Here is a 26,680-nt window from a genome sequence, read left to right as displayed (position 1 = left end):
GGGGATCATCCTTCGGCAACAGTAGCACAACCCCCCGGGGGGTTAGTCTCCCCTTGGTTCGCGGCGATGTGACGATCGAGCCGTGCCGTCAGTCGCCCGGTGCCTGGAGGACCCTCGGGCCGAGGTGGTGGGCGGCGACCAGGGCGAGCTCGAGCTCCAGCCTGTCCTCGGTCAGGGGGACCCCGCGGCTCTCGAGCGCCTTGGCGACGCGGTAACGAACAGTGTTCTTGTGCAGGTGGAGCCGCTCGGCGGTGACCACGTAGCTCTCTGCGGCTCGCAGGAAGGCGTGCAGGGTCGCCCGGAGCCGCTCGGCGCCCTCCGAGTCCTCGGCGAGGCCCCGGAGTGACGACGCCACCAGGCGGCGCGTGCTCTCCAGGTCCTGGGTGAGGAGCCAGGCCGTGCGCACCTCGGGGTCGTCGTACGACGTCACGGCCCGGGCGTGGCCGCCGGCGACCATCGCGACCTCGTGTGCCCTCCGGGCATCCAGGATCGAGGTGCGGAAGCCACCTTCCCCTGCTGCGGTGACGCCGAGGGCCGCCCGGACGCCGGGGCCGCACGCCTCCACGGCGGCAGCCACGGCGGAGGGTGACGGCGTGGACGTCTGGCGGCCCAGGGGGATCCAGGCCCACGCTGTCCCGGTGTCCTGCGGGATGACGAGCGGTCTGCCCGTCCCGGAGGTGCTCCGGGCGATGGCGTCCACGACCTGGTCGAGGTCGCCAGCCATACGGGTGTCCGGCTGTGCGCGCCACACGACGACTCCGAGGTGGTGCTGGCGCAGTCGGTGCCCGAGCGCGGCCTCCGCAGCGCCGACGTCGACGGGCTGTCCTGCGACCAGCTTCTCCACGACCTCCAGCCGGACCGTGTTCCGGTTGGCCAGCCACAGGTCGCGCTCGACCTGGTAGACCTCGACCAGGGCCTCGGAGACCCGGTCGATGTACTCGAAGCCGAAGGTCGTCAGCTCCCGGGACGCTGCGTAGGCAAGGTCGGCGTCGTCCTCGAGCCTCGTCAGCTGGTCGTTGGCCCAGTCGATGAACTGCCGCTGCCCGAGCCGGTAGGCGCGCAGCAAGGCGCCGAGGGGGACCTCGCGCTGGGCCAGGCGCCGGGCGTACTCCACCGCAGGGGCGGGCGGCTGGATGTCCTCCGGCTGGGTGTGGCCCTGGATGAGGTGGGCGACGTTCTCGAGGTTGCCGAGCGTGCTGGCCAGCAGCAGCTCCTCGATGACGGGGTCGCCCTTCAGGTGGGTGACCCGGTTGGTCAGCTCGGCGTAGATGGCGCTGGCGATGTCGGGCAGGTGGCCGGCCAGCAGGGCGCCCACCTGCTGGACCCGTCGGTCGACCCGGGGGTCGATCGCCCCGTCGGGGGACGGACGCAGAGCCATGGCTACCTCGCTCCTCGCGATCTGGTGTGCGACCTGATGTGGACTACCGGGCCAGCGACCCCGGATTGTGCCACGGGCTTCCCGGTGCCACGCATCCGAAATGTGGCCTGCGTTTCGTACCGCCAGCACAAGTCGGCGCGGTCGGTCAGTCCCTAGCGTCAGCCTTCGCCCGATCCCTGACCACGGAGCTGACCATGACCCTGGACTACCTGCCCTGGACGCGCCCGGCCGCGTACTCCGACCGTCCCTGCGTGCGCGACGAGCGGGTCGAGCTGACCTACGCCGAGTTCGCCGAGCGTGTCGAGGGAGCCGCCGAGCAGCTCGCCGAGCGGGGTGTCGGCACGGGCTCGGTCGTGGCGATCATGCTGCCGAACCGGGTCGAGCTCCTCGTGGCGATGGTGGCCGCGTGGCGCCTGGGCGCGGCAGCGACGCCCGTCAACCCCACCTTCACGGCCAACGAGGCCGAGTACCAGATCGCCGACGCGGACGCGACGGTCGTCGTCGTGGGGCAGGACGGCGCACCGACCGCTGGTCGACCCGCCCTCCTGGCCGACCAGCTCCGCCTGCGCCCCGAGGGCGCCCTCGGCGCCGTGCCGGCGCCGGCCACCCGGGCCAGCGACCTGGCGCTGCTCATCTACACCAGCGGTTCCACGGGACGGCCCAAGGGCGTGATGCTGAGCCACGCGAACATCGACGCGATGACCGCGTCGATGGGCGAGGCGCTGCGGGTGACGCCGGACGACCACTGCCTCCTGGTCCTGCCGCTCTTCCACGTCAACGCGATCTGCGTGAGCGTGCTGACGCCCCTGCGCAACGGTGCGCAGGTCTCCCTGCTCGAGCGCTTCCACCCGACGGGCTTCCTCGAGCAGGTCGCCCGGCTGAGGCCGACGTACTTCTCGGCCGTCCCGACGATCTACCAGGTCCTGGTCTCCCTGCCGGCCGAGGTCGAGGCCGACACCTCGTCGGTCCGGGTAGGGATCTGCGGCGCGGCCCCCGCCCCGGCCGACCTCCTGGCTGCGGTCGAGAGCAGGTTCGGCTTCCCGGTGGTCGAGGGCTACGGCCTGTCCGAGGGCACGTGCGCCTCCACGGCCAACCCCGTCGACGGTCCTCGCAAGGCCGGCACGGTCGGCATCGCCCTGCCCGGGCAGACGGTCGCCGTGATGGACCCGGACGGCAACCTGCTGCCTGCGGGCGAGCGGGGAGAGGTCGTCATCCAGGGGCCGACGGTGATGCAGGGCTACCTGAACAACCCGTCGGCCACGGCCGAGGCGCTGGGCGACGGCTGGCTGCACACCGGCGACGTCGGGGTGCTCGACGAGGACGGCTACCTGACCATCGTCGACCGGATCAAGGACATGATCATCCGCGGTGGCGAGAACATCTACCCCAAGGAGATCGAGGCCGTCCTCCACGCGCACCCGGTGGTGCTGGAGGCGGCGGTCGTCGGCGCACCCGACGCGACGTACGGCGAGATCCCGGTCGCCTACGTCTCGGCCCGCCCCGGCACGGAGGTCGGCGAGGACGAGCTCCGCGCCCACTGCGCCGAGCAGCTCACCAAGGTCAAGGTCCCGGCCCGCATCCACCTGCTGGCAGAGATCCCCAAGAACCCCGTGGGCAAGATCGACAAGCCCCGGCTGCGGGCACAGATGGCGGAGGCCTGACATGGGCTTCATCAACCCCTCGTCTCCGCCGATGGAGCCGGCCGAGTTCTTCGCGCTGCCCTTCCTGGAGCGGGTCCGCGTCCTGACGACCAACTGGGTCCTCGACGGCTTCGGGACCCCCCGGGTCCTCCACGTCGTCTACATCCTGAAGATGCTGGGCCTCTACTTCGCCCTCGGCCTGGCGATCACGTCGCTGACCACCGAGTACGTCCACCTGACCGACCCCGGCACCTGGTTCGACAACATCGTGGTCTACCAGAAGCTGGCGATCTGGCTGATGCTCCTCGAGGTCGTCGGCCTGGGCGGCACGTTCGGGCCGCTGTGCGGGCACTTCGTCCCCATGGTGGGCAACATCCGCTACTGGCTGCGGCCCGGCACCGTCCGGATGGCCCCCTGGGCGGGCCGGGTCCCGCTCACGGGTGGCGACGTCCGGACGGTGGCGGACGTGGTGCTGTACGGGGCCGTCCTGGCCAGCCTCGTCGTCCCGCTGGCGCTGCCCGCGGTGGAGGTCGACGCGGTCCCGCTGGGAACGGGGCCGCAGGAGCTCGTGCCGCCCGCCGCCTTCCTGCCCATCCTGGTGGTCATGCCCCTGATGGGCCTGCGCGACAAGGTGGTCTTCCTGGCCGCCAGGTCGGAGCAGTACTACCCGATCATGTTCTTCTCCGCCGTGCTCGGCGCGGTCGTGCTGTCCTCCAGCGACCCGGCCGACTTCGTCGACCTCGTCGTGGTCTTCAAGATCATCATCTGCGTGGTGTGGATCGGCGCCGGCATCTCCAAGGTGGGCGAGCACTTCGTCAACGTCGTCCCGCCCATGGTGTCGAACAGCCCCGGCCAGCTCGGCTGGATCAAGAAGCTGCACTACCGCAACGCCCCGGACGACCTGCGCCCCAGCCGCGGCGCGTGGTTCATGGCGCACGTCGGAGGCACCACGCTCGAGATCCTCATCCCGGTGGTCCTCCTGCTCACCACCAGCCCGACGGTCGCTGCCGTGGGTGCGGTCGCGATGCTGGTCTTCCACCTCTTCATCACCTCCACGTTCCCGCTGGCGGTCCCGCTCGAGTGGAACGTGTACTTCGGCTATATCGCGATCGTGCTGTGGTGCGGCATCGGTGACGGCTTCACCGCGTCGGTCTACAACATCTGGGAGTTCTCCGAGCCGCTGTGGCTCGTCCCGATCATCGCGCTGCTGTGCTTCGGTCCCGTGCTGGGCAACCTGCGCCCGGACCTCGTCTCCTTCCTCCCGTCGATGCGCCAGTACGCCGGCAACTGGGCGTGCTCGGTGTGGGCCATGAAGCCCGGCGTGGAGGAGCGGCTCAACGAGCTCCCGCTCACCGAGAGCCAGGTCGACCAGCTCCAGCGCATGAAGCCGATGCCGTACACGGCCGAGGACGCCGAGATGGCGATCCAGAAGGCCATCGCGTGGCGGGCGATGCACAGCCAGGGCCGGGGCCTGCTCTCGGTGCTCTGCGAGCGGCTGGACGACCTCGAGAGCCGGACGGTCCGCGAGGGTGAGTTCGTCTGCAACACCATCCTCGGCTGGAACTTCGGCGACGGCCACCTCCACGACGAGCGCCTCGTGCGTGCGGTCCAGGACCGGCTCCACCTCGCCCCGGGTGACCTGGTGGTCGTCTACTGCGAGTCCCAGGCGACGCCCTGGCGCACGAGCCGTCCCCAGCACTACCGGGTGATCGACGCCGCCCTGGGAGTGGTCGAGCGGGGCACGTGGGACGTCCGCGACTGCGTCCGCGAGCAGCCGTGGCTGCCGAACGGCCCGGTCCCGCTGCAGGTGCAGTGGCGCGCGGACGGTGACCCGGCGGCACCGCGGACCGGCGTCGACAGCCCCGTGGCATGAGCAGTGCGGTCGTGGTCGGCAGCGGCCCCAACGGGCTGGCCGCTGCCGCCGCGCTGAGTCGTCGCGGTGTGTCCGTCACGGTGCTGGAGGCGTCCGACGAGATCGGGGGAGGGACCCGGACCAGCGAGGGCATCCTCCCGGGGCTCCTGCACGACCACTGTGCCGCGATCCACCCCATGGCGGCCGGCTCGAAGTTCCTCCGCGACCTCGGCCTGGAGGAGCACGGCCTGGTCTGGAGGTTGCCGGAGGTCGACTGCGCGCACCCGCTGGACGGCGGCGGTGCCGGGGTGCTCCACCGCTCCGTCGAGGAGACGGCGCGAGGGCTGGGACCCGACGGGGAGGCGTGGCGACGGTTGTTCCGCCGTCCGGCGTCCTGGTACGACGAGCTGTCGGACGACATCCTCGGTCCGCTGGTCCGGGTGCCGCGGCACCCTGTGCGGCTGGCCCGCTTCGGGGCACCGACCCTCCTGCCGGCCACCGTGCTCGCGCGCCTCTTCCGGACGGAGGAGGGCCGGGCACTCTTCGCCGGGGTGGCGGCGCACGCGTTCCACCCGCTCGGCAGGCCGCTGAGCTCGGCGATCGGGATGGGGATCCTCACCGCCGGTCACGCCAACGGCTGGGCCGTGGCGGAGGGTGGCTCGCAGGCGATCACCCGGGCGATGGCTGCGGTGGTCCGGGCCAACGGCGGTCGGATCGAGACCGGTGTGCGCGTCACGTCGGCCGCCGAGCTCCCGGCGAGCGACGTCGTGCTCTACGACCTCGCCCCGGCAGCGGTCGCGGACATCCTCGGCAACCGGCTGCCTGCCCGGGTCGCGCGGGCCTACCGGAGGTTCCGCCACGGTCCGGCTGCCTTCAAGGTCGACTTCGCCGTGGAGGGCGGGGTGCCGTGGACCGCGGAGGCCGCGCGGAGGGCCGGCACCCTCCACCTCGGTGGGCCCCTGGCGGAGGTCGTGGCGAACGAGCGGGCCGTGCACCGGGGGCGCATGCCCGAGCGCCCCTTCGTCCTGGTCGGCCAGCAGTACCTCGCCGACCCCACCCGGTCGGTGGGCGACGTGCACCCGCTCTACACCTACGCACACGTCCCGCACGGCTACACCGGTGATGCGACGGAGGCCATCGTGCGACAGGTCGAGCGCTTCGCGCCGGGCTTCAGGGACCGGGTCGTCGGCCTGCAGGTGCGCTCGGCTGCGGCCTTCGCCGAGGACAACCCCAACTACGTCGGTGGTGACATCCTCACCGGCGCCAAGGACGTGCGCCAGCTCCTGCTGGGACCGCGCCCCGGCGTCCAGCCGTACGACGTCGGGGTGCCCGGGCACTTCATCTGCTCTGCCGCGACGCCCCCCGGCCCCGGCGCCCACGGCATGTGCGGCGCCCACGCCGCGGCCAGGGCACTCCGCTGGCTCGGCACGGAGGCCTGACCCGCGGGGTCGTCCCAGGGCACAACTCCCGCGCTGAATGCTGTGCGGCCGGCACAGGCCACGCGTCCAGCGTCCGACCTACCGTCCCGTGTGGCGACGGTCACACCGCTGAAGGCCTGGCCGTGTGACGGGGTCGACGGTCGCCGCACCCGGAACGTCCACCGAGACAGCCGAAGGGAAGCGAGCCGATGAAGGAAGCGCTCGAGGCACTCCTGCCGATGTACCTGTTCATGCTGCTGCCGATCTGGATCCCGCTGATCGCGGTGACGTTCGGCGCCGTCCTCGACGTCGTACGGCCGCGGCGGTCGGCGGCCCCCGGCCGGCGCGTCGCGGGCAAGCGGGCCCGGACCGCGTCCTACGGCCTCGCCACCGCGGAGTAGGTGGTTCGGTGCGGGGCCGGGGTGGCCAGGTGGGCCCCGTCGTTGTGACGGATGCCCGAGCGCACCGCGAACCCTTGTCCGCTCGCCCAAGAAGGCGGGCGTCCTCCCTTGTCACGCTGGGAGCACCCGGTGAGCAGGGTCACTGCCACCGGAAGGCACCGGCAGATCAACGGTGGCGGAGCAGCACACCTGCCGCCGCGGTTAGGGGAGAGAAGATGGCAACGGTCACCTTTGTCGAGCACGACGGCACCTCGCACGACGTGGACATCGTCGAGGGCGAGTCGCTCATGGAGCTCGCGACCAGCAGTGCGGTCCCCGGCATCGAGGGGGACTGCGGCGGCGAGGCCGCCTGCGGCACGTGCCACATCATCGTCAGCGACGAGTGGGTCGGCACGACGGGCCTCCGCACGGACCGGGAGAGCCAGATGCTCGAGATGTCGCCCGAGTGCGTGACGAGCTCCCGGCTGGCCTGCCAGGTCGTCGCGTCCGGGGCCCTGGACGGGTTGCGCGTCCGCCTGCCCGAGTTCCAGATGTAGGTCCGCGCCACCGCAGTCCGGGCGCCGCGGTCCCGGCCACCGATTGCACCGACGTCACCGACGTCACCGACACCAGCGAACGACCACCCGAACGACACCGAGGCGGCACACAGACATGACCACCACCGAGAGCGTGCTCGAGCGCGCGAAGGCCACCGTCCAGCGCAAGGTCCAGGCGACCGTGCCCGTCGACCGGCAGGTCCAGGCGGCGTACCTCGTCGACAAGGCCAAGCGCCTCGTCGGGATGGGCGACCAGGTCGTCTTCACCGAGCGCCCTGTCCCGGACGCCGCCGACGTGCCGCTGACCGAGCTCGACGTCAGCAACCCGTTCCTGTTCCGCCAGGGCAAGTGGCACTCGTACTTCAGGCGACTGCGCGACGAGGCCCCGGTGCACTACCTGGCCGACAGCCCCTTCGGCCCGTTCTGGTCGATCACCCGGTACGAGGACATCCGCGCCGTCGACCTGGACCCGGACACGTTCTCCGCGGAGCCCTTCATCATCCTCGGGCACGCCCCGATCAACGTCGAGATGTTCATCGCGATGGACCCGCCGAAGCATGACGTCCAGCGCAAGGCCGTCCAGGGCGTCGTGGCACCGCGCAACCTCAAGGAGATGGAGTCGCTCATCCGCGAGCGCGTCCAGGACGTGCTGGACAACCTCCCCACGGATCGTCCGTTCGACTGGGTGGAGCGGGTCTCCAAGGAGATCACCGCGCGGATGCTTGCGACGCTGCTCGACTTCCCCTACGAGGAGCGCCACAAGCTGCCGTACTGGTCGGACACGATGAGCGGCACCGCCGAGGCGACCGGCGGGACCACTGACCAGGACACCTTCTACGAGGCCGTCGGCGACATGGCCCGGAGCTTCATCGCGCTGTGGCACGACAAGGCCGCCCGCCGGGAGGAGGGGGAGACGGGCTTCGACCTGATCAGCCTGATGCAGTCCTCGGAGGACACCAAGGACCTCATCCACCGGCCGATGGAGTTCCTCGGCAACCTGACGCTGCTGATCGTCGGCGGCAACGACACCACCCGCAACTCGATGTCCGGCAGCGTCCTGGCCCTGCACCAGAATCCCGACCAGTTCGAGAAGCTCAAGGCGGACCCGTCGCTGATCCCCAACATGGTCTCGGAGACCATCCGCTGGCAGACGCCGCTCGCTTACATGCGCCGGGTCGCGAAGAAGGACGTCCACTTCGGTGGCCAGTTCATCCGCAAGGGCGACAAGGTCGTGATGTGGTACTGCTCGGGCAACCGCGACGAGCGTCAGTTCGAGAACCCGGACGACTTCATCATCGACCGGCCGAACGCGCGCAACCACATGTCCTTCGGCTTCGGCGTCCACCGGTGCATGGGCAACCGGCTCGCGGAGATGCAGCTGCGCATCCTGTGGGAGGAGATCCTCGCCCGCTTCGACCGGATCGAGGTCCTCGACGAGCCCACCTACGTGCAGTCCAACTTCGTGAAGGGCTACGAGTCGATGATGGTCCGGCTCACGCCGAAGGCGGCGAGCTGAACCACACCACCCAGCCCAGCCAGCAGCGGCGAGGAGAGGCACCATGACCAGCCCACGAGTGATCATCGTCGGGGCCAGCCACGCGAGCGCCCAGCTGTGCGCGAGCCTGCGGCAGGAGGGGTGGACGGGGGAGGTGCTCCTCGTCGGGGACGAGCCCTCCCTGCCGTACCAGCGACCACCGCTGTCCAAGACCTACCTCGCGGGCAGGACGAGCCTGGACGAGCTGTTGATCCGCAAGCCGGACTTCTACGACAAGCAGCAGGTCGACGTCCGCCAGGGGCGGGTCACCAGCATCGACACCGGCGCCCGGCAGGTCACGCTGGACGGTGGCGAGGCGCTCGCCTACGACAAGCTCGTCCTCTGCCTCGGGGCACGCCCGCGCCGGTTCGACCTCCCCGGTGCCGACCTCGCCGGCGTGCACCACCTCCGCACGGCGGAGGACATCGAGGGCATCCGGGCGGACCTGCCCACCACGCGGCACGCCGTCATCATCGGGGCCGGCTACATCGGACTCGAGACCGCGGCCTCCCTCAGGCAGCTGGGCATCCCCGTGACGGTCGTCGAGGCAGCCGACCGGGTCCTGCAGCGGGTCACCGCCCCGGAGGTGTCCGCGTTCTACGACCGGGTCCACCGCGAGGAGGGCGTCGACCTCCGGGTGGGCACGGGCGTCGCCGCCCTCGAGGGCGAGGGCCGGGTCACCGGGGTCAGGCTGGCCGATGGCGAGCTCGTCGTCGCCGACCTCGTGGTCGTCGGCATCGGCGTCGTCCCGAACGTCGAGCTCGCGGCCGAGGCCGGGCTGCACGTCGACAACGGCATCGCCATCGACGCCTGCGGGCGGACCAGCGCGCCCGACGTCTTCGCCGCTGGCGACTGCGCGAGCTTCCCCGACCGGCGCTACGGTCGTCGGCTCCGCCTCGAGTCGGTCCCCAACGCCGTCGAGCACGCCAAGAGCGTCGCCGCCGCCATCTGCGGCAGGGAGAAGGAGATCGCCGCACTGCCCTGGTTCTGGTCGGACCAGTACGACCTCAAGCTCCAGATCGCCGGCCTCAGCACGGGGCACGACGAGGTGGTGCTCCGCGGTGACCCGACGACGGCCCGCGACTTCGCCTGCTTCTACCTCTCCCGGGGTCGGATCATCGCCGCGGACTGCGTCAACCGGCCGCAGGAGTTCATGTTCAGCAAGCGGGCGATAGCAGACGGGCTCGCGCCCCAGCGGGAGCTGCTCGCCGATCCCCGGACGGACCTGAAGGCACTCCTGGCCCGGCCCGTCGCAGTCGGCTGACGCCGGCCGGGGGAGGAGCCTCCGCGACCTAGCTGCGGGGGGCCCTCTGGTGGAAGAGCTCGTGGTGCCGCAGCGCCACCGCGAGGTCGGGGCTGACCTTCGTGACCGGCCGCCCGAGCAGCTCCTCGGCCTGGCCCAGGCGGTAGCGCACCGTGTTGCGGTGCACCACCAGCGTGCGCGCGGCCTCCTCGGCGCTGCCGCCGCAGGCGAGGAAGGCGACCACCGTCTCGCGGACGCGCTCGGTCGACTCGTCCTCGCCGAGCAGCGGGCCGAGCTGGCGCTCCATGAACCGGTCGACCTCGGGGCTGCAGCCGAGCAGCACGGGCAGCTCCACGTCGACGTACGTCGCGAGCCAGTTCCGGTCCGACGAGGTCACCTCCAGGGCGCCCATCGCCTCGGCGTGGCTGGAGGCGAAGCCCCGCAGGCCCTGCTCGGGGGAGCCGACACCGACCCGGATGCCCTCGTGGGCGGAGCCCGACGCGGCGTCGGCGAGGTCCGCCAGGTCGAGGGCGTCCCGCGTCGCCACCCACAGCCACAGCTGGCGGCCACCGGGCTTGACCAGGAGCGGCTTGTTGCCGCCCACCACCCGGACCAGCTCGCTGGCCAGCGCCTCGAGGCTGCCGGCGCGCTCGGGGTCGTCGACGGACAGGACGAAGGCGGTGTGGAAGACGGAGATGGGGTAGCCGCCGAGGGCGGCGGAGGCGGCCCGCGGGTCGGTCACCTCGCCGGCGAGGATCGCCTTGACCGACTCGTAGCGCTGAGCGGCGGCGCCGGCCAGCACCCGGTTCCGCTCGGCGTGGTAGATCTCGATGGACGCCCCGATCGACTTGTCCAGCCAGACCCCCGCGCGGTTCCAGAAGTAGACGAGCAGCTCGGCGCGGTCGACCTCGTCGGTGCTCAGCTTCGTCGTCACCTCGCGCACGTAGACCCAGACCTCCTGCTGGGCGACGCGGTAGAACTGGATCAACGTCTCCGCCGGGACCTGCTGCTGGGCGACGACGCGCGCCAGCTCGGCGGCCGTGTCGACGAGGTAGAAGTGCTGCTCCGGCCGGGCGAAGTCGGCGAGGAAGGCCACCCAGTGGTCCCGCACGGCGGTCTGCAGGAGGTCCACGACGCCGTCGAAGCGGCGGGCGTCCGGCATCTCCCGGAGGATCCCCGCCGTCACCTGGGCGGACCACTCCTCGACCCGGGCGGGCTGGGCCTGCTCGGCGACGTAGGCCAGCAGCCAGGGCTCGATGCCGGAGGGCAGCACGTCGTTGCTCATGATCCTCACGGTAACCAATGCCGGCGCGTGTGGTTCGGGTGACCAAACCCGCGGCGAATTGTTGGACGAACGACCGAGAGTGTGACGGTCGCAACGAACTTAGATGGCCTGACGACGGCGTCGCGCGGACAGCGGTGCCCGATCCCAGCGTGATGCCAGGAGGCCTTCTGCGATGACTGCCGAGCACCGTGCGGCACAGCGCCGTGGTCGCCGGACACCGGACCTCGGCGGTGGCGCCGCGTGACGACCACCCAGGACCGGCCCGTCGAGGAGCGGCCGGCGCCGGCCGGCATGTCCGAGGAGTCGCGCCAGCTGGCCCGGGACGCCGTGCGCAGCACCCTGCCGTTCAAGGTGATGGGGACCTTCGGCGACTTCTACGGCTTCGTCGGAACCGTCTTCAAGCAGATGTTCACCCGCAAGTTCCACTTCCGGGAGTTCATCTCGCAGGCGTGGTTCATCACGACCGTGTCGTTCTGGCCGGCGATGCTGGTCTCGATCCCGTTCTGCGTCGTGATCATCTTCCAGGTCAACCAGCTGCTCATCCAGATCGGCGCGGTCGACCTCGCCGGTGCCGGCGCGGCCGTCGCGGTGGTCCGTGAGATCGGGCCCATCGTCAGCGTGCTGGTGGTCGCCGGTGCGGGCGCGACCGCGGTCTGCGCGGACCTGGGCTCCCGGAAGATCCGGGAGGAGATCGACGCCATGGTCACCCTGGGCATCGATCCGATCGAGCGCCTCGTGGTGCCGAGGGTGGTGGCGTCGATGCTGGTGGGGCTCGCGCTCAACGGCATGGTCACGATGGTCGGCCTGACGGGCGGCTACTTCTTCTCCGTGGTGCTGCAGGGTGCCACCCCCGGCCTCTACCTCTCCGACCTCACGCTCTTGGTGGGCCTGCCCGACTTCCTCGCCTCCGAGGCGAAGGCCCTCGTCTTCGGACTGCTCGCCGGGCTCACGGCCTGCTACCTGGGCCTCAACGCGAAGGGCGGGCCCAAGGGCGTGGGCGACGCGGTGAACCAGACCGTCGTCTTCTCCTTCATGCTGCTCTTCGCCGCGAACAGCGTGATCAGTGCCCTGTTCCTCCAGATCAAGCTGGGAGCCTGACGTGGCCAGTGACGCACCCGCCCGTGAGCCCGGCGCGCTCGCGCGCCAGGTGGCGAAGCCGGTCTCCTCGCTGCGGCGGCTCGGGGACCAGCTCAGCTTCCACGGCAACGCCTACGCGCACATGCCGCGCACGATCAAGCACTACCCGAAGGAGGTCGTGCGGCTGCTCGCGGAGGTCTCCCTCGGCTCCGGTGCGCTGGCCCTCATCGGCGGCACGGTGCTCGTCATCGGCTTCCTCACCACCGCGGCCGGGATCGAGGTCGGGCTCCAGGCCTACACGTCGTTCGACAACATCGGCGTCTCGACCCTCTCCGGGTTCTTCTCCGCCTACTTCAACACCCGCGAGGTCGCGCCGATCATCGCCGGCATCGCGCTGACCGCGACCGTCGGGGCCGGCTTCACCGCGCAGATCGGCGCGATGCGGGTCAGCGAGGAGATCGACGCCCTCGAGGTCATGGCCGTCCACCCGGTGCCCTTCCTCGTCACGACCCGGATCATCGCCGGGCTGATCGCCGTCGTCCCGCTCTTCGCGATCGCCCTGATGATGTGCTGGCTCGCGACGTACGTCGTGGTGACCGTCGGCTACGACCAGGCGCCGGGCACCTACCAGCACTACTTCGACACCTTCCTGATCCCGGAGGACCTCTTCCTCGCGATCGTCAAGGTCGTGCTGATGGCCCTCGCGATCGTCTCGATCTGTTGCTACCACGGCTTCCGCGCGGCCGGCGGCCCCGCGGGCGTCGGCAAGGCGGTCGGCTCGGCAGTTCGCTCCGCCCTCATCGTCACGATGTTCATCGACCTGATCTTCGCGATTGCCATCTGGGGCGGTCCGTCGGTCCACATCGCGGGGTGATCACCACATGACCGCCAAGCACGCACACCACGTCGACCGCCAGGTCGTCTACGGCTTCCTGTTCGTCGGGCTCGTCCTGGCCGTCATCGCCGGCACCATCGCGACCTACCGCGGGGCCTTCGACGACAACATCGCGGTGACGGTCGAGACCGACCGCGCCGGGCTCACGCTCGCCGCCGGCGCGCCCGTCAAGCTCCGCGGCGTCGAGGTCGGCTCCGTGGGGCAGATCGAGGGGGAGGGCGACCGGGTCCGCGTCGAGCTGCTCCTCGACACCGACAAGGCCGACCGCGTCCGGGCGGACGTCACCGCCCAGATCGTTCCCCCGACCGCGTTCGGCGCGAAGTACGTCCAGCTCACCGAGCCAGCCAGCAGCACGGCCGGACCCATCCGCGCAGGCGCAGTGCTCCGCGGCGACCGGGTGACGGTCGAGATCGACGAGGCGTTCGAGAACCTCACCGCCGTCCTCGAGGTCGCCCGCCCGGCGGAGGTCAACTCCGCGCTGACCGCGGTCGCGGGGGCCCTCGACGAGCGCGGCGAGCTGATCGGCGAGCTGATCTCGCAGACCGACGACTACCTGCGGTCCTTCAACCCCGCCCTGCGCACCCTCAGCCAGGACCTGGCGGTCGCCGACGACGTCGCCGACGTGTACGCCGCGGCCCGGCCCGACCTCGTCGCCTCGCTCACCCAGGCGGGGACCATCTCGGAGACCGCGGTCCGGCAGCAGGCGTCGCTGCGCGCGCTGAGCCGCAGCCTGACCGGCTTCAGCAACGAGGCCGACGTCCTGCTGCGCAGCTCTCGCGAGGGCCTGGTCACCAGCCTGACCCTGCTGCGGCCGGTCACGGGTGTGCTGGAGCGCTACTCGCCGGAGCTGCCGTGCCTGCTGCTGGGCCTCGCCAACGCCAACAAGCTCGCGGAGGCCGCCGTCGGCGGCACGAACCCCGGCGTCACGACCATCACCCGGCTGGTGCCGGGGCGCAAGGCCTACACCTACGAGGAGAACCTGCCGGTGCAGACCGACGACCGGGGCCCCGTGTGCCACGGCCTGCCCTACGTCGACGCCGAGGAGGCCCAGGTGCCGCCGCCGGCGTTCGGCACCGGCGCCAACCCGCACCACGGTCCCCAGCCCACCCCGGACGAGGCAGCGCTCACCACGCTCCTGGGGCTGCTCAAGGGTGCGGTGAACCTGCCATGAGCGAGAGGAGATCCGTGAGTCCCGAACGACGCCGCCAGCGCAACGACCTGCTGAAGTTCACGGCGTTCCTCGCCATGGCCGCCGTGTTCACGTTCTGGATCGCCGCCATCACCGGCGAGTACCGGGGCGGGGAGAAGGCGCTCTACCGCGCCAGCTTCGACGACGTGTCCGGCCTCTCCGTCGGTGACAAGGTCCGCATCGCCGGGGTCGACGTCGGGAAGGTCAAGGAGATCGACGTCCAGCCCGACAACACCGTGCTCGTCGGGTTCGACGTCACGGAGGGGCAGCAGCTCACCTCCGCCACCCGGGCCACGATCCAGTACCGCAACCTGATCGGCGACCGGATCCTGCAGCTCACCAGGGGCGCCGGTGCGAGGAAGGCAGAACCGCTGGCTCCCGGGGACACGATCCCCGCCAACCAGACGGCCTCGGCCCTCGACCTCGACACCCTGCTCAACGGCTTCAAGCCGCTCTTCGCGGGGCTCAACCCCACCCAGGTCAACGAGCTGTCCAATCAGCTGGTCCGTGTGCTGCAGGGCCAGCAGTCGTCCGTCGCCACCCTCGTGCGGCAGGTCGGGTCCTTCACCACCACCATCGGCAACCGCGAGCAGCTCATCGGCGAGGTCATCGGGAACCTCAACAGCGTGCTCGGCACCGTCGACGCGCGCCGGGACACCGTCGGGCTGCTGCTCGACCGCCTCGACGTGCTGCTGACCTCGCTCGACAAGCAGGACACGCAGGTCCTCGACGCCGCGGCGCGGATCGACCGGTTCGCCCGCACGACGTCGAACCTGGTGGCTGACGCCCGGTCGGACGTGCGTACGGACCTGCGCGCGCTCGCTGTCGCCGCCAGGGGAGTCAACAGCGAGAAGGAGACCCTGGAGGCGGTCCTGCAGAAGCTGCCCACCCACTACCGGACGCTGGCCAACACGTCGTCGTACGGCAACTTCTTCAACTTCTTCCTCTGCGGGGTGCGGGTCCAGACCGGCATCGGCAGCGGTCCCGGCGTCCTCACGCCGTGGATCTACAGCGACGCGCCGAGGTGTGACCGATGAGCCGCCGTCGGCGCAGGGACGCCAGCCCCGAGCGGCTCGCCGTGCGCGGCCTCGCGGGCACGCTGACCATCGCGCTCGTCGTCCTGGCTGCGCTGAACATCAACCGGCTGCCGCTGGTCGGCAACAACGAGGTCCTGCACGTCGAGTTCGCCGAGTCCGGCGGTCTCCGGGGCGGGGACGACGTGCAGGTGTCCGGGGCGTCGGTGGGCAAGGTGCGCGACGTCCGGATCGACGGCGACAAGGTCGTCGCCGACGTCGTGATCACCGACGAGGACATCAGCCTGGGTGACCTCACCGAGGCGCGGATCATCACCATCACGCTGCTCGGCAGGGCCGCGCTCGAGCTGGAGCCGCGCGGCACGGGTGCGCTCGGCGCGGGTGACTCGATCCCGGTCGAGCGGACGTCCGCGCCGTACAACCTGACCGCCACCCTGAACGAGCTGACCGAGACCAGCGCCGAGATCGACAAGGCGCAGCTCGCGGAGGCGCTCGATCAGGCGTCGGCGACCCTCAAGGCCTCGAATCCCGACCTGCGTCCGGCGCTCGACGGCATCACCGCCCTGTCGCGTGCCATCTCGGCCAACGACGACGAGCTGCTCTCGCTCGTCGACCGGGCGGACCGGGTCACCGGTGTGCTGGCCAGCCGGGACCGGCAGATCGCCTCGCTGCTCGGGTCCGGACGCTCCCTGCTGGCGGAGCTCGACAAGCGCCAGGCCGTGGTGGTCAGCCTGCTCGAGGGCGCCCGCGAGCTGGCCACCGAGCTGCGCGCGCTGCTGACCACGACCGACGACGTGATCGGGCCGGCGCTCGACCAGCTCGACGGCGTCGTCGACGTCCTCAACGCCAACAAGGTCGACCTGCAAGCCGCGATCGACGGGCTCCAGGGCTACGCCACCGGCTTCGGCGAGGCGCTCGCCACCGGGCCGTGGTTCGACGCCTACATCCAGAACCTCACGTCGCCCTCGACGCTGGTTCCGATCCTCTCCGGGGTGCTCCAGTGACGTCGCTGATGCGTTTCCTTCCGCGTGGCCGCACCCTGGTGGCCCTGCTGCTCGTCGCAGCCCTCGGTGCAGCTGCCCTCGTTTGGACGCGGGACTCCAGCAGCACCGAGCTCACGGCGCGCTTCACGAGCGCCGAGGGGCTCTACGTGGGCGACGACGTGAAGGTGCTCGGCGTCCGGGTCGGTGAGATCACCGGTGTCGAGAACGATGGCGACGGCGTGCTGGTGAGCATGAAGGTCGACGCCGGCCAGCCGATCCCGGCGGACGCCCGCGCAGCGATCGTCTCGCCCAGCCTGGTCAGCGGCCGGTTCGTGCAGCTCTCGCCCGTCTTCACCGGCGGGGACCGGCTCCGGGACGGTGACACGATCGATGTCGAGCGGACCGCGGTCCCGGTCACCTTCGACGACGTCAAGCAGGAGCTGATCGACCTGTCGACGACCCTGGGCCCGGGCCGGGGGAGGAAGGACGGGCCGCTCGCCGAGGCGATCCGGACCATGGACGCCAGCCTGCGCACGGGCAACGCCGATCAGCTGCGCACGTCGATCCGCGAGCTGAGGGCTGCTGCCACCGCGCTCGCCGACGGTCGGTCGGACCTGTTCAGCACGATCAGCAACCTCAACGACTTCACCCGCAACCTCGCACTCAACGACGCGGCCGTGCGCGGCTTCACCGCCGAGCTCGACGCGGTCTCCGGGGTCCTGTCGGCGAACCGGACCAGCCTGAGTGGCGCCATTCGCGACCTCGCCGTGGTCCTCGACGAGACCGAGGCCTACTTCAAGAAGCACCGGGGTCGTCTCACCGAGGCCACCACCGACCTCAACGCCCTGGCGGCCACCCTGGCTGACAAGTCCAACGAGCTCGCCGGCGTGCTGCACGTCGCGCCCCACTCGCTGATCGGCCTGCACAACACCGTCGAGGACCAGGCCCTCACCGGCCGTGCCAGCCTCACCGGCTTCGACAACCTGGCGATGCTGCTGTGCGGCGCACTCCTCGGCGCCGGCGGCACGGAGGAGGCGTGCACCAGCGCGCTGCAGCCGCTGATCGGGCTGCTCAACAAGGGCGACAACGGCGGCATCGGCCTGCTGCCGAACCTGCCGGGAGGGACCCGATGAACCACCAGCTGCGCCGGCTCGCGGTGCCGGGGCTGCTCGCTGCGGCCCTCGTCGCCACCGGGTGCGAGATCCAGCCCAACGACAACACCCTGCCCGGCCAGGCCGGTGTGGGTGACGACGGCTACAGCGTCACCGTGCACTTCGACCAGATCGAGAACCTCGTCCCGAACTCCACCGTCCAGAAGGACAACGTGGTGATCGGCACGGTCGCGAAGATCGATGTCGAGGACTGGGAGGCCGTCGTCGAGCTGCGCCTCCTGGACGACGTGGCACTGCCGAAGGACTCGGTGTTCTCGATCGGCCAGAAGACGCTGCTCGGGGCCCAGTACGTCGAGGTCACGACGACCGACGACACCGTCGAGGGCGACGGGAGCACGGGGGAGGGAGCCGTGCTGCCGGCGTCCGCGACGGCCGGGACCGATGGCCTGCTGGCCGACGGCGACGTGGTCGGTGTCGAGCAGACCGGCACCTACCCGGCCACCGAGCAGGTCCTGGGCGCGGTCGCCCTGTTGCTCAACAACGGCGGCCTCTCCCAGATCAGCACCATCACCGGCGAGCTGTCGACGGCCCTGCGGGACCGGGTGCCGGACACCCGGAGCCTGGTCCGTCGTACCAACCGCCTGCTCGCGGTGCTCGACGCCAACAAGGGCGAGATCGTGGCGGCGCTGGAGTCGCTGAACGACCTCGCCGCTGGCCTGCGCAAGGACGAGAAGCGCATCGCGAAGGCGATCGACCAGATCACCCCGGGGCTCGAGGCGCTGGAGGAGGAGCGAGCCGCCCTGGTCAGGGCGGTCACGGAGACCGGCCGGACCGGCAACCGGGCCGTGAAGGTGGTGCGTGCCAGCCAGAGCGCGCTCCTCGCCAACCTGGACTCGCTCGGCCCGATCCTGACGAACCTCGGCAAGGCCAGCAACAAGCTGCCCGAGGCCCTGAAGATCGGCGCCACGATCCCGTTCCCGGCGATGACCACGACCGAGGCCGTGAGGGGTGACTTCGCCAACCTCTTCGCCACCATCGACCTGCGCACCGACGGCCTCGTCGACGCGTGGCTCGGCGGCCTGACGCCCTCGATGCAGGCCGGCGACCCCGTGCAGGGGCCGCTCACGACGCCCGGGACCGCACCGAAGGGCAAGGAGGGGACCAAGCCCGAGGGGAAGCCGGCGGACGAGACGGCGGACGAGGGCGACGCACGGGCCCCGAGCCTCCTCGAGGACCTGCTGTCGCCCAAGTCCGGCAAGTCCGGCAAGTCCGGGCAGTCGGGGAAGAACGACGAGCAGGAGCAGGCCAGGGGTTGCCTGCTCCGGATCCTGGGGCTGTGCTGATGCTGCTGACTCCTCTCATCAAGCGCCAGCTGCGCATCTTCGCGGTGCTCGCGGTGGTCGCCCTGGGCATGGCGTTCTTCAACTACGCCCGGGTGCCGGCCATGCTCGGCATCGGCGTGTACGACGTGAGCGTCGAGTTCGCCGACGCGAGCGGGCTCTACCCGAAGGCGTCGGTGACCTACCGCGGGGTGAAGGTCGGCATCGTCTCCGACCTCGAGGTCAGCGACGCAGGTGCCGTCGCCACGCTGCGCATCGACAACGGGATCGACATCCCCGCGGACGTGCGCGCCGAGCTGCACAGCACCTCCGCCATCGGGGAGCAGTACGTCGACCTCGTCCACGAGGGTGACGTGACGGGCGACCTCCTCGCCCAGGGCGCGAGCATCCCGCGCGAGCGCGCCACCGACCTTCCCCAGATCGCACCCGTGCTCGACTCGCTCAACCGGCTCCTCGAGTCGGTCCCCAGGGAGGAGACGCGGGCGGTGCTGGCGCAGGTCGACGACGGCCTGGGCGGCACCGGCCCGGAGCTCAACGAGCTGGTCCAGTCGTCCGCGACCCTCCTCGCCGAGGCGCAGACCAACGTCCGCGCCACGCGGGAGCTGATCTCGGCGCTGCAACCCGTCCTGGAGACGCAGCGCGACCTGGGGCCGTCGACGCGCTCGTGGGCGGACTCGCTCGACGACGTGACCGCCGAGCTGGCCCGGGACGACAGTGCCGACCTGCGTGCGCTGCTGGCCGACGGCCCCGGCGGGCTGGACGCGGCCACCGGCGCGATCTCCGACCAGCAGGAGGTGCTGCCGATGCTGCTGGCCAACCTGACCACGAACGCCGAGGTGCTCAACACCTACCTGCCCGAGCTGCGGCAGACGCTGGTGGTCTACCCGGCGACGGTCGCCAGGGTGCAGAGCGCGGTCAACCCGCGCGCCGAGTTCGGCGACGTCCAGCTCGACCTGCGCGGGACGCTCAACGACCCGCCGACCTGCATCACGGGCTACGTGCCTCCGGACCAGCGTCGCAGCCCCTCGCGGCTGACCACCCGCGACGTGGACCACCTCGCCCACTGCAAGATCGCGCCCGACAACCCCGCAGCCGTCCGGGGCGCCCGCAACCTGCCGTGTCCCGAGGGTGACCTCCGCGGACCGCTCCCGGCCTCGTGCGGGCTGGAGTTCGGCGCCGGGGTCTGGCCCGAGACCAGCGGGAAGGTCGCCTACGACCTCGCGGTCGGCAAGGGCGGCGACGACTCGTCCGGCTCGATCACCGTCGACGACGAGACCACCTCGGCGGACGACCTGTGGACCCTCCTGGTCCTGGGCCCCCTGACCGTGGGAGGACGTCGATGAGCGCCGTGCGCGGCTGGATCACCGGTGCCAGCCGACGCAGCCTGGTCCTGCTGGCGGCGACGCTGGTGCTGCTGGGGCTGTCGGTCGAGCGGGGCCTGGCGTGGTCCGACGAGCGCCAGCGCGCGTCCGACGCGGAGGAGGTCGTCGCGGCGGCGAGCGCCGAGGTCGCCGGGCTGGTCGACATCAGCTCCTCGACCTCCGAGGCCGACCTGGACGCACTGCTCGACGGCGCCACGGCCGGGTTCCGGACCGAGCTCGAGGCGCAGGCCGAGCAGCTCAGGAAGGCCCTCGTGGACAACAAGGTGACCGCCACCGGTGAGGTCGTCTCCGCCGGTGTGGTGGAGCTGGGCGAGGACCGGGCGACGGTGATCGTTGCCGCCGCCGGGTCGGTGAGGAACAAGTCGACGAAGAAGGCCGAACCGCGCAACTACCGCCTGCGGGTCGAGCTCAGCGAGGTGGACGAGAAGTGGCTGGTCTCGGGACTGGAGTTCGTGTCGTGAGCGCACTGGACGCAGACACCGGGAAGGACACCGGGAAGGACACCGGGAACGACGCCGGGCAGGACGTGGAGCAGGACGCCGGCGACGGCGCACGTCGTACGGCCGCAGTGCGCCGCCTCGCTCCCGTCGTCGCCCTGGTCCTCGCCGCTGCCCTGGCGGGCACCGCGGCGTTCGGCGCCCACCGCGCCGCCGGCCTGACCACGGCCAGGGCGGACGCACTGGCCGCGGCGACTGCCCGCGTGCCCGACCTGCTCAGCTACCGGGCCGCGTCGCTCGAGGAGGACCTCGACCGCGCGCTGGCCCAGACCACGGGAGACTTCACCGCCGACTACCAGCGCATCCTGGAGGACGCCGTCGAGCCGACGGCGAGGAAGCGGAAGATCAGCACGGCGGCCGTCGTCAGTGCGGCCGGCGTCGTCTCGGCGGACCGCGACCGGGTCGTCGTCCTCGTCTTCCTGACCCAGACCACCACCGCCGGGAAGTCCGTGCCCGCCGTCACCGGCAGTCGGGTCGAGGTCACCATGGTCGAGGTCGACGGCGAGTGGCTCATCGCCGGCCTCGACCCGGTCTGACGGACCCGTCCGAGGCGCCCAGGTGCCCTCCCCGACCGGGTTGTCCGGCTGCCCAAACCGGTTGATCGGCATTGGCGCGCGGAACGAGAACCGGCTGCGCCGGGCGCGGTGGGATGAGGTTGCGGACGTGACGAGGGTCATGCCGGTCAGGAGGTAGTGGGATGAAGGGCAACCAGGCCAACGACTACGACGTCGTCGTCGTCGGTTCCGGGTTCGGCGGATCGGTCACCGCGCTGCGGCTGACGGAGAAGGGGTACCGCGTCTGCGTGCTGGAGGCGGGCCGCCGCTTCGAGGACGACGAGTTCGCCAGGACGTCGTGGGACGTGCGGCGCTTCCTCTTCGCACCGCGCCTGGGCTGCTTCGGCATCCAGCGGATCCGCCTGCTGCGCGACGTCGTCGTGCTGGCCGGCGCCGGTGTCGGCGGTGGTTCCCTCAACTACGCCAACACCCTGTACGAGCCGAAGTCGCCGGCCTTCTACGAGGACGCGCAGTGGGCGCACATCACCGACTGGAAGTCGGAGCTCGCGCCCTACTACGACCAGGCCAAGCGGATGCTCGGCGTCGTCGAGAACCCCACGGTCACCCCGTCGGACGACATCATGAAGCAGGTCGCCGAGGACATGGGCGTCGGCCACACCTACCGGCCCACGCCGATCGGGGTCTGCTTCGGTGCGGACGGCACCAAGCAGCCCGGCCAGGCGGTGCCGGACCCGTACTTCGGCGGCGCCGGTCCGGAGCGCCGCGGCTGCCTGGAGTGCGGCGAGTGCATGACGGGCTGTCGCCACAACGCGAAGAACACGCTGCTCAAGAACTACCTCTACCTGGCTGAGCGGGCCGGGGCGGAGGTGCGCGAGCGCACCACGGTCCGCGCGGTCCGCCAGCGCCCGGACGGCGGCTACGACGTGGTGACGCACCGGACGGGACGATCCGCGAGTCGTACGACGACGATCACCGCGGGCCAGGTCGTGCTCGCCGCCGGGACGTGGGGGACGCAGGAGCTCCTGCACGGCATGCGGCGCTCCGGAGACCTGCCGAACCTCTCGGACCGGCTGGGCTACCTGACCCGGACCAACTCCGAGGCGCTGTGCGCGTCCAGCACGAAGATGCGCAACAAGGACAAGTACGACTTCCACCACGGAGTCGCGATCACGTCGTCGATCCACCCCGACGACGTCACCCACGTCGAGCCGGTCCGCTACGGCAAGGGGTCGGGCCTCATGGGCCTGCTGCTGACGCTGATGACCGACGGTGGTGGTCGCGTGCCGCGCTGGGTCAGGTGGATCGGCCAGGCGGTGCGCCACCCCGGCCTGCTGGCCTCCACCGTGCTGGGACTGGGCAGCTGGCCGGAGCGGACCATCATCGCCCTGGTCATGCAGACCAGCGACAACTCGATCACCGTGTTCCCGAAGAAGGGGCGCAAGGGCAAGCGTGCCCGGCTCACCTCCCGGCAGGGGCACGGCGCGCCGAACCCGACGTGGCTGCCGGTGGCCAACGACGTCGTGCGCCGGATCAGCGCCAGGATCGACGGTGGCTCCTACTCGACCACGGGCGAGATCTTCAACATCCCCATGACCGCGCACTTCCTCGGCGGCTGCCCCATCGGCGACTCCGCTCGGACGGGCGTCATCGACCCGTACCACCGGGTCTACGGGCACCCCGGGCTGCACGTCGTCGACGGGGCCGCGATCTCGGCGAACCTGGGGGTCAACCCGAGCCTCACGATCACCGCCCAGGCCGAGCGCGCCATGTCGCTGTGGCCCAACAAGGGAGAGGCAGACCAGCGGCCGGCCCTCGGCTCGTCGTACGAGCGCCTCGCCCCGGTGGCCCCGGCCCGCCCGGTGGTGCCGCCGACCGCACCGGCCGCGCTGCGGCTCCCGCTCTTCGTGGTGGGCGGCAAGGACGCGAAGGCGTAGCCCGACCCGCCCTCGAGCAGGGGCATCGTCCGGCGGCAGGGGGGACGCCGGACGGTGCCCCTTTCGGCGTGCCCGCAGCTGCTGGCTGCGGCGGCAGCGGCTGCAGCGGTTGCAGCAGCGTGCAACGACGAGGACGCCGCAGGGCCCCACCGACGTGGGGTCCTGCGGCGTCCTGCTGTCGTCGGCTCAGCCGCGGCGGTGCCGGCTAGTCCTTCGCACCCCGGTTGAGGACGGCCAGGAGCCGCGCCAGCACGCGGGTGCGGCTCGCCCGGTAGGGGTAGGTGTGCAGGTCGCGGCGCAGGTGCCAGCGGGAGACGAGCACCGACTGCTGACGGCAGTACTTGGTGATGCCCTCCTTGCCGTGGCGGCGCCCGATCCCGGACGCCGGCTTGGCGCCACCCATCGGCAGCTCCAGCGCGGTGTAGTTCACCAGGGCGTCGTTGACCGTGACCGCCCCGACCTCGAGCCGACGTGCGACGGCCTCGGCACGCTCGAGGTCACGGCCGAACACCGACCCGCACAGCCCGTACTCGCTGTCGTTGGCCAGCCGCACAGCCTCCTGGGCGTCGGCGACCTTCATGACGGGCAGGGTCGGGCCGAAGGTCTCCTCGCGCATGATGGTCATGTCGTGGTCCACGTCCACCAGGACGGTGGGCGGGAACCAGAGGCCCTCACGGTGGGGCCGCTGCCCGCCGGTCAGCGCCCGCGCGCCGGCAGCGACGGCGTCACGGACGTGGCGCTCGACGATGTCCACCTGCGCGGGCGAGGTGAGCGAGCCGACGTCCACGCTCCCCGGGCCGCCCGGGACACCCTGGCGCAGCGCCGTGACCTTCTTCGTGACCAGGTCGACGAACTCGTCGTACACGGGTGCCTCGACGTAGCAGCGCTCGATGGAGATGCAGGTCTGCCCGCAGTTGAACATCGAGTAGTACGCCGCGTGCGTGGCCGCCCGCTCGAGGTCGGCGTCGGCCAGCACGATCATCGGGTCCTTGCCCCCGAGCTCCAGCGACACCGGGACGAGCCGCTGCGCCGCCTGGGCCGCGACCTTGCGCCCGGTCGCGGTGGAGCCGGTGAACATCACCATGTCGACCTCGTCGACGAGCGCCGACCCGGTCGCGCCGGTGCCGGTCACGACGTTGAACACGCCGTCCGGCAGCCCGCTCGCAGCCAGGCCCTCGGCCAGCAGCAGCGAGGTCAGGGGCGTCAGCTCGGACGGCTTGAGCAGCACGGCGTTGCCGGCGGCCAGCGCCGGGATGCAGTCACCGAAGGAGTTGGTCAGCGGGTAGTTCCACGGGCCGATGACGCCGACGAGGCCCATCGGGCGGTAGCGCTGGACCAGCTTCTTCCCGGCGACCAGCGGCTGCGCGGAGCGCACCCGGGTCTCGGCGAGGTACGACGGGGCCTGCTTCGCCCAGAAGCCGAACGCTGCCGCCCCGTAGTTGATCTCGGCGAGCAGCGCGTCCTCGTAGGCCTTGCCCGTCTCGGAGCAGATCGTGCGCGCGACCTCGTCGGCGTGGTCGACGACCCAGCGCTGCATCCGACGCAGCACGGCGGCCCGGCCCTCGAAGCCGAGCTGCTCCCAGCCCGGCTGTGCCGCCCTGGCGCGCGCGGCGACCTCGGCCACCTCGGCCGCGGTCAGGTTCGGCACGTGGGTGAGGACCTCGCCGGTGGCGGGGTTGTCGACCCGGATCTGCTCCGGCTGCGCCGCCGCGGCGCGCTTCCTGGCCTTCGTCGTGGTCGTCACGCCGGCACCACCTGGATGTCGCGCTTCAGGATCTTGCCCGTGGGCCCCTTCGGCAGCTCGTCGCGGACGAAGACCTTGCGGGGGTACTTGTAGGCAGCGACCCGGTCCTGCACGAAGCGCTGGACCTCGTCGGGGTCCGCCTCCGCGCCGGGGCGGAAGGCGACCACCGCGACGACCTCCTCACCGAGCTCGGCGTCCGGGATGCCGACGACCGCCGCCTCGGCGATCGCCGGGTGCTCGTAGAGGACCTCCTCGACCTCGCGCGGGTAGACGTTGTAGCCGCCGCGGATGATCATGTCCTTCGAGCGGTCGACGATGAAGAAGTAGCCGTCCTCGTCGACACGGGCGAGGTCGCCGCTGCGGAACCACCCGTCGGCGTCGATCGCCTCGGCGGTCGCGTCGGGGCGGTGCCAGTAGCCGCGCATCACGTTGGCGCCGCGGATCGCGATCTCGCCCACGCCGTCGTCGCGGACGTCGACGAGCTTCATCTCGACCCCGGCGATCGGGGTGCCGATCGACCCGGCCTTGCGCTCGCGGTCGGGGTGGTTGAATGACGCCACGGGCGAGGTCTCGGACAGGCCGTAGCCCTCGAGGACCATGCAGCCGAACGCCTCCTCGAAGCCGCGCATGACCTCGACCGGCATGGCCGCGCCGCCCGAGACGCACAGGCGCAGGGAGCCGTGCGTGGGGCGCCCGGGCGTGTGCAGCATGGCGGAGAACATGGTCGGCACGCCCTCGAAGATCGTGACGTCGTCGCGGTCCAGCATCTCCACGGCCTTGGCGGGGTCGAAGCGCGGGATCACGCTCAGGCACGCGCCGGAGGCGATGGCGGCGTTGAGGCCGGCGGTCTGGCCGAAGGAGTGGAACAAGGGGAGCGCGCCCAGGATCACGTCCTCCGGGGTCAGCTCGAGCATCGCGACGACCGTCTCGACGTTGCTGCGGAGGTTGGCGTGGGTGAGCTCGGCACCCTTGGGCTTGCCGGTGGTGCCGGAGGTGTAGAGGATCACGGCCGTGTCGCTGTCGTCGCGGTCGACGACCTCGGGGGCCGGCGTGGCGGCGGCCAGCAGCTTCTCGAGCTCGCCGGGCACGACGGACAGGCACTCGGCACCGGCCTCGGCGGCGCCCGCCTGGGCGGCCGGCAGGAAGTCGTGCCACGCGACGACGAGCTTCGCGCCCGAGTCGCTGAGGTAGAAGCCGGTCTCGCGCTCCTTGAGCAGCACGTTCATCGGCACCACGACGCCGCCGGCGCGGAGCACGGCGTAGTAGACGACGGGGAAGTACGGCACGTTGGGCAGCATCACGCCGACGCGGTCGCCCGGGCGGACCCCCGCGGCGACCAGGTGGCCGGCCATGCGGGCGCTCGCGGCGTCCAGCGCGCTGTAGGACAGCACGGCGTCGTCCATGCGGATGGCGGCGCGCTCGGGGTGGGCCGCGGCGGTCGTGGTGAGCAGTGCGCCCAGGTTCGTCATCGAAGCTCCTTCTCGGGATGGTGACGACGAGTGTCGGCAACGCCACACCGGGGCGATACGTGCGCAGGGCCAAATCTGCAGCGGGGCGTTGGTCGCCCGCCCAATGCCCACCCGGGCGGCGGCGTCGGGGAGGCCGACGACAGCGCGGGCGCTCCCGGCTCGGTGGCCCGTCCAAGCGCTCCGCCCAGCGTTGTACTTCTGCACAGGCCACGCCCCGGCGGC

The 26,680-nt window shown here is 71.4% G+C and carries 22 protein-coding genes; 18 read left to right on the top strand and 4 right to left on the bottom strand.

Annotation, left to right across the window (positions count from 1 at the left end; all coding sequences use genetic code 11):
• Positions 1–88: 88 nt before the first annotated feature.
• Entirely contained in the window at positions 89–1,378 is a 1,290-nt protein-coding gene (locus NOCJ54_RS0110525) for a PucR family transcriptional regulator (protein ID WP_084255049.1), read from the bottom strand.
• A 194-nt stretch (positions 1,379–1,572) separates the two neighbouring features.
• Between NOCJ54_RS0110525 and NOCJ54_RS0110520 the strand changes: the two genes are divergently transcribed.
• The 7 genes from NOCJ54_RS0110520 (at position 1,573) to NOCJ54_RS0110490 (ending at position 10,023) form a co-directional block, all read left to right on the top strand.
• Positions 1,573–3,039, top strand: a complete 1,467-nt coding sequence (locus NOCJ54_RS0110520; RefSeq protein WP_028655474.1) for a class I adenylate-forming enzyme family protein — start codon at positions 1,573–1,575, stop codon at positions 3,037–3,039.
• Between the two features lies 1 nt (position 3,040).
• On the top strand, positions 3,041–4,891 hold the full coding sequence (locus NOCJ54_RS0110515) for a DUF3556 domain-containing protein (RefSeq protein WP_028655473.1): 1,851 nt from the start codon (positions 3,041–3,043) through the stop codon (positions 4,889–4,891).
• On the top strand, positions 4,888–6,309 hold the full coding sequence (locus NOCJ54_RS0110510) for a phytoene desaturase family protein (protein WP_028655472.1): 1,422 nt from the start codon (positions 4,888–4,890) through the stop codon (positions 6,307–6,309). Before NOCJ54_RS0110515 ends, NOCJ54_RS0110510 begins: the two co-directional genes overlap by 4 nt.
• 188 nt (positions 6,310–6,497) lie before the next feature.
• The gene (locus tag NOCJ54_RS0110505) at positions 6,498–6,689 is read left to right on the top strand and encodes a hypothetical protein (protein WP_028655471.1); all 192 of its coding nucleotides are present in this window, start codon (positions 6,498–6,500) and stop codon (positions 6,687–6,689) included.
• Positions 6,690–6,904: 215 nt separating this feature from the next.
• Positions 6,905–7,225, top strand: a complete 321-nt coding sequence (locus NOCJ54_RS0110500; RefSeq protein WP_028655470.1) for a 2Fe-2S iron-sulfur cluster-binding protein — start codon at positions 6,905–6,907, stop codon at positions 7,223–7,225.
• A gap of 115 nt (positions 7,226–7,340) precedes the next feature.
• Entirely contained in the window at positions 7,341–8,741 is a 1,401-nt protein-coding gene (locus NOCJ54_RS0110495; RefSeq protein WP_051485714.1) for a cytochrome P450, read from the top strand.
• Positions 8,742–8,784: 43 nt separating this feature from the next.
• Complete coding sequence (locus NOCJ54_RS0110490; RefSeq protein ID WP_028655468.1) at positions 8,785–10,023, top strand: NAD(P)/FAD-dependent oxidoreductase; 1,239 nt, start codon at positions 8,785–8,787, stop codon at positions 10,021–10,023.
• 28 nt (positions 10,024–10,051) lie between these two features.
• On the opposite strand, the gene NOCJ54_RS28205 is transcribed toward NOCJ54_RS0110490, so the two are convergent.
• Positions 10,052–11,287, bottom strand: a complete 1,236-nt coding sequence (locus tag NOCJ54_RS28205) for a PucR family transcriptional regulator (RefSeq protein ID WP_051485713.1) — start codon at positions 11,285–11,287, stop codon at positions 10,052–10,054.
• Between the two features lie 240 nt (positions 11,288–11,527).
• Between NOCJ54_RS28205 and NOCJ54_RS0110480 the strand changes: the two genes are divergently transcribed.
• From NOCJ54_RS0110480 to NOCJ54_RS0110430, 11 genes are all read left to right on the top strand, one after another.
• Positions 11,528–12,385, top strand: a complete 858-nt coding sequence (locus NOCJ54_RS0110480; RefSeq protein ID WP_028655467.1) for an MlaE family ABC transporter permease — start codon at positions 11,528–11,530, stop codon at positions 12,383–12,385.
• 1 nt (position 12,386) lies between these two features.
• Positions 12,387–13,238, top strand: coding sequence for an MlaE family ABC transporter permease (locus NOCJ54_RS0110475; protein ID WP_028655466.1), 852 nt, complete (start codon positions 12,387–12,389; stop codon positions 13,236–13,238).
• A 7-nt stretch (positions 13,239–13,245) separates the two neighbouring features.
• Entirely contained in the window at positions 13,246–14,430 is a 1,185-nt protein-coding gene (locus NOCJ54_RS25080; RefSeq protein ID WP_051485712.1) for an MCE family protein, read from the top strand.
• A 14-nt stretch (positions 14,431–14,444) separates the two neighbouring features.
• A complete protein-coding gene (locus tag NOCJ54_RS25075) occupies positions 14,445–15,485 on the top strand; it encodes an MCE family protein (RefSeq protein WP_051485711.1) in 1,041 nt (346 codons plus the stop codon).
• Positions 15,482–16,486, top strand: a complete 1,005-nt coding sequence (locus tag NOCJ54_RS25070) for an MCE family protein (RefSeq protein WP_051485709.1) — start codon at positions 15,482–15,484, stop codon at positions 16,484–16,486. Before NOCJ54_RS25075 ends, NOCJ54_RS25070 begins: the two co-directional genes overlap by 4 nt.
• 8 nt (positions 16,487–16,494) lie before the next feature.
• A complete protein-coding gene (locus NOCJ54_RS25065; RefSeq protein WP_157514866.1) occupies positions 16,495–17,598 on the top strand; it encodes an MCE family protein in 1,104 nt (367 codons plus the stop codon).
• A complete protein-coding gene (locus NOCJ54_RS0110450; RefSeq protein WP_028655465.1) occupies positions 17,595–18,920 on the top strand; it encodes an MlaD family protein in 1,326 nt (441 codons plus the stop codon). Before NOCJ54_RS25065 ends, NOCJ54_RS0110450 begins: the two co-directional genes overlap by 4 nt.
• Complete coding sequence (locus tag NOCJ54_RS25060; RefSeq protein WP_157514865.1) at positions 18,920–20,260, top strand: MCE family protein; 1,341 nt, start codon at positions 18,920–18,922, stop codon at positions 20,258–20,260. The genes NOCJ54_RS0110450 and NOCJ54_RS25060 overlap by 1 nt, the downstream gene beginning before the upstream one ends.
• The gene (locus NOCJ54_RS28200; protein WP_028655464.1) at positions 20,257–20,760 is read left to right on the top strand and encodes a hypothetical protein; all 504 of its coding nucleotides are present in this window, start codon (positions 20,257–20,259) and stop codon (positions 20,758–20,760) included. The genes NOCJ54_RS25060 and NOCJ54_RS28200 overlap by 4 nt, the downstream gene beginning before the upstream one ends.
• Complete coding sequence (locus tag NOCJ54_RS0110435) at positions 20,757–21,332, top strand: hypothetical protein (protein ID WP_051485703.1); 576 nt, start codon at positions 20,757–20,759, stop codon at positions 21,330–21,332. Before NOCJ54_RS28200 ends, NOCJ54_RS0110435 begins: the two co-directional genes overlap by 4 nt.
• Before the next feature lie 161 nt (positions 21,333–21,493).
• Positions 21,494–23,245 carry an FAD-dependent oxidoreductase gene (locus NOCJ54_RS0110430; RefSeq protein ID WP_028655462.1) on the top strand — a complete coding sequence of 584 codons (1,752 nt, stop codon included), beginning with the start codon at positions 21,494–21,496 and terminating at the stop codon, positions 23,243–23,245.
• Between the two features lie 205 nt (positions 23,246–23,450).
• Here the strand turns inward: NOCJ54_RS0110430 and NOCJ54_RS0110425 are convergent, their stop codons facing one another.
• Positions 23,451–24,989, bottom strand: coding sequence for an aldehyde dehydrogenase family protein (locus NOCJ54_RS0110425; protein WP_028655461.1), 1,539 nt, complete (start codon positions 24,987–24,989; stop codon positions 23,451–23,453).
• A complete protein-coding gene (locus NOCJ54_RS0110420) occupies positions 24,986–26,458 on the bottom strand; it encodes a long-chain-fatty-acid--CoA ligase (RefSeq protein WP_028655460.1) in 1,473 nt (490 codons plus the stop codon). The genes NOCJ54_RS0110425 and NOCJ54_RS0110420 overlap by 4 nt, the downstream gene beginning before the upstream one ends.
• Between the last annotated feature and the right edge of the window lie 222 nt (positions 26,459–26,680).

The sequence above is a fragment of the Nocardioides sp. J54 genome, from assembly GCF_000519005.1.
Taxonomy (GTDB): domain Bacteria; phylum Actinomycetota; class Actinomycetes; order Propionibacteriales; family Nocardioidaceae; genus Nocardioides.
This window is presented reverse-complemented; position numbering and strand designations above follow the sequence as displayed.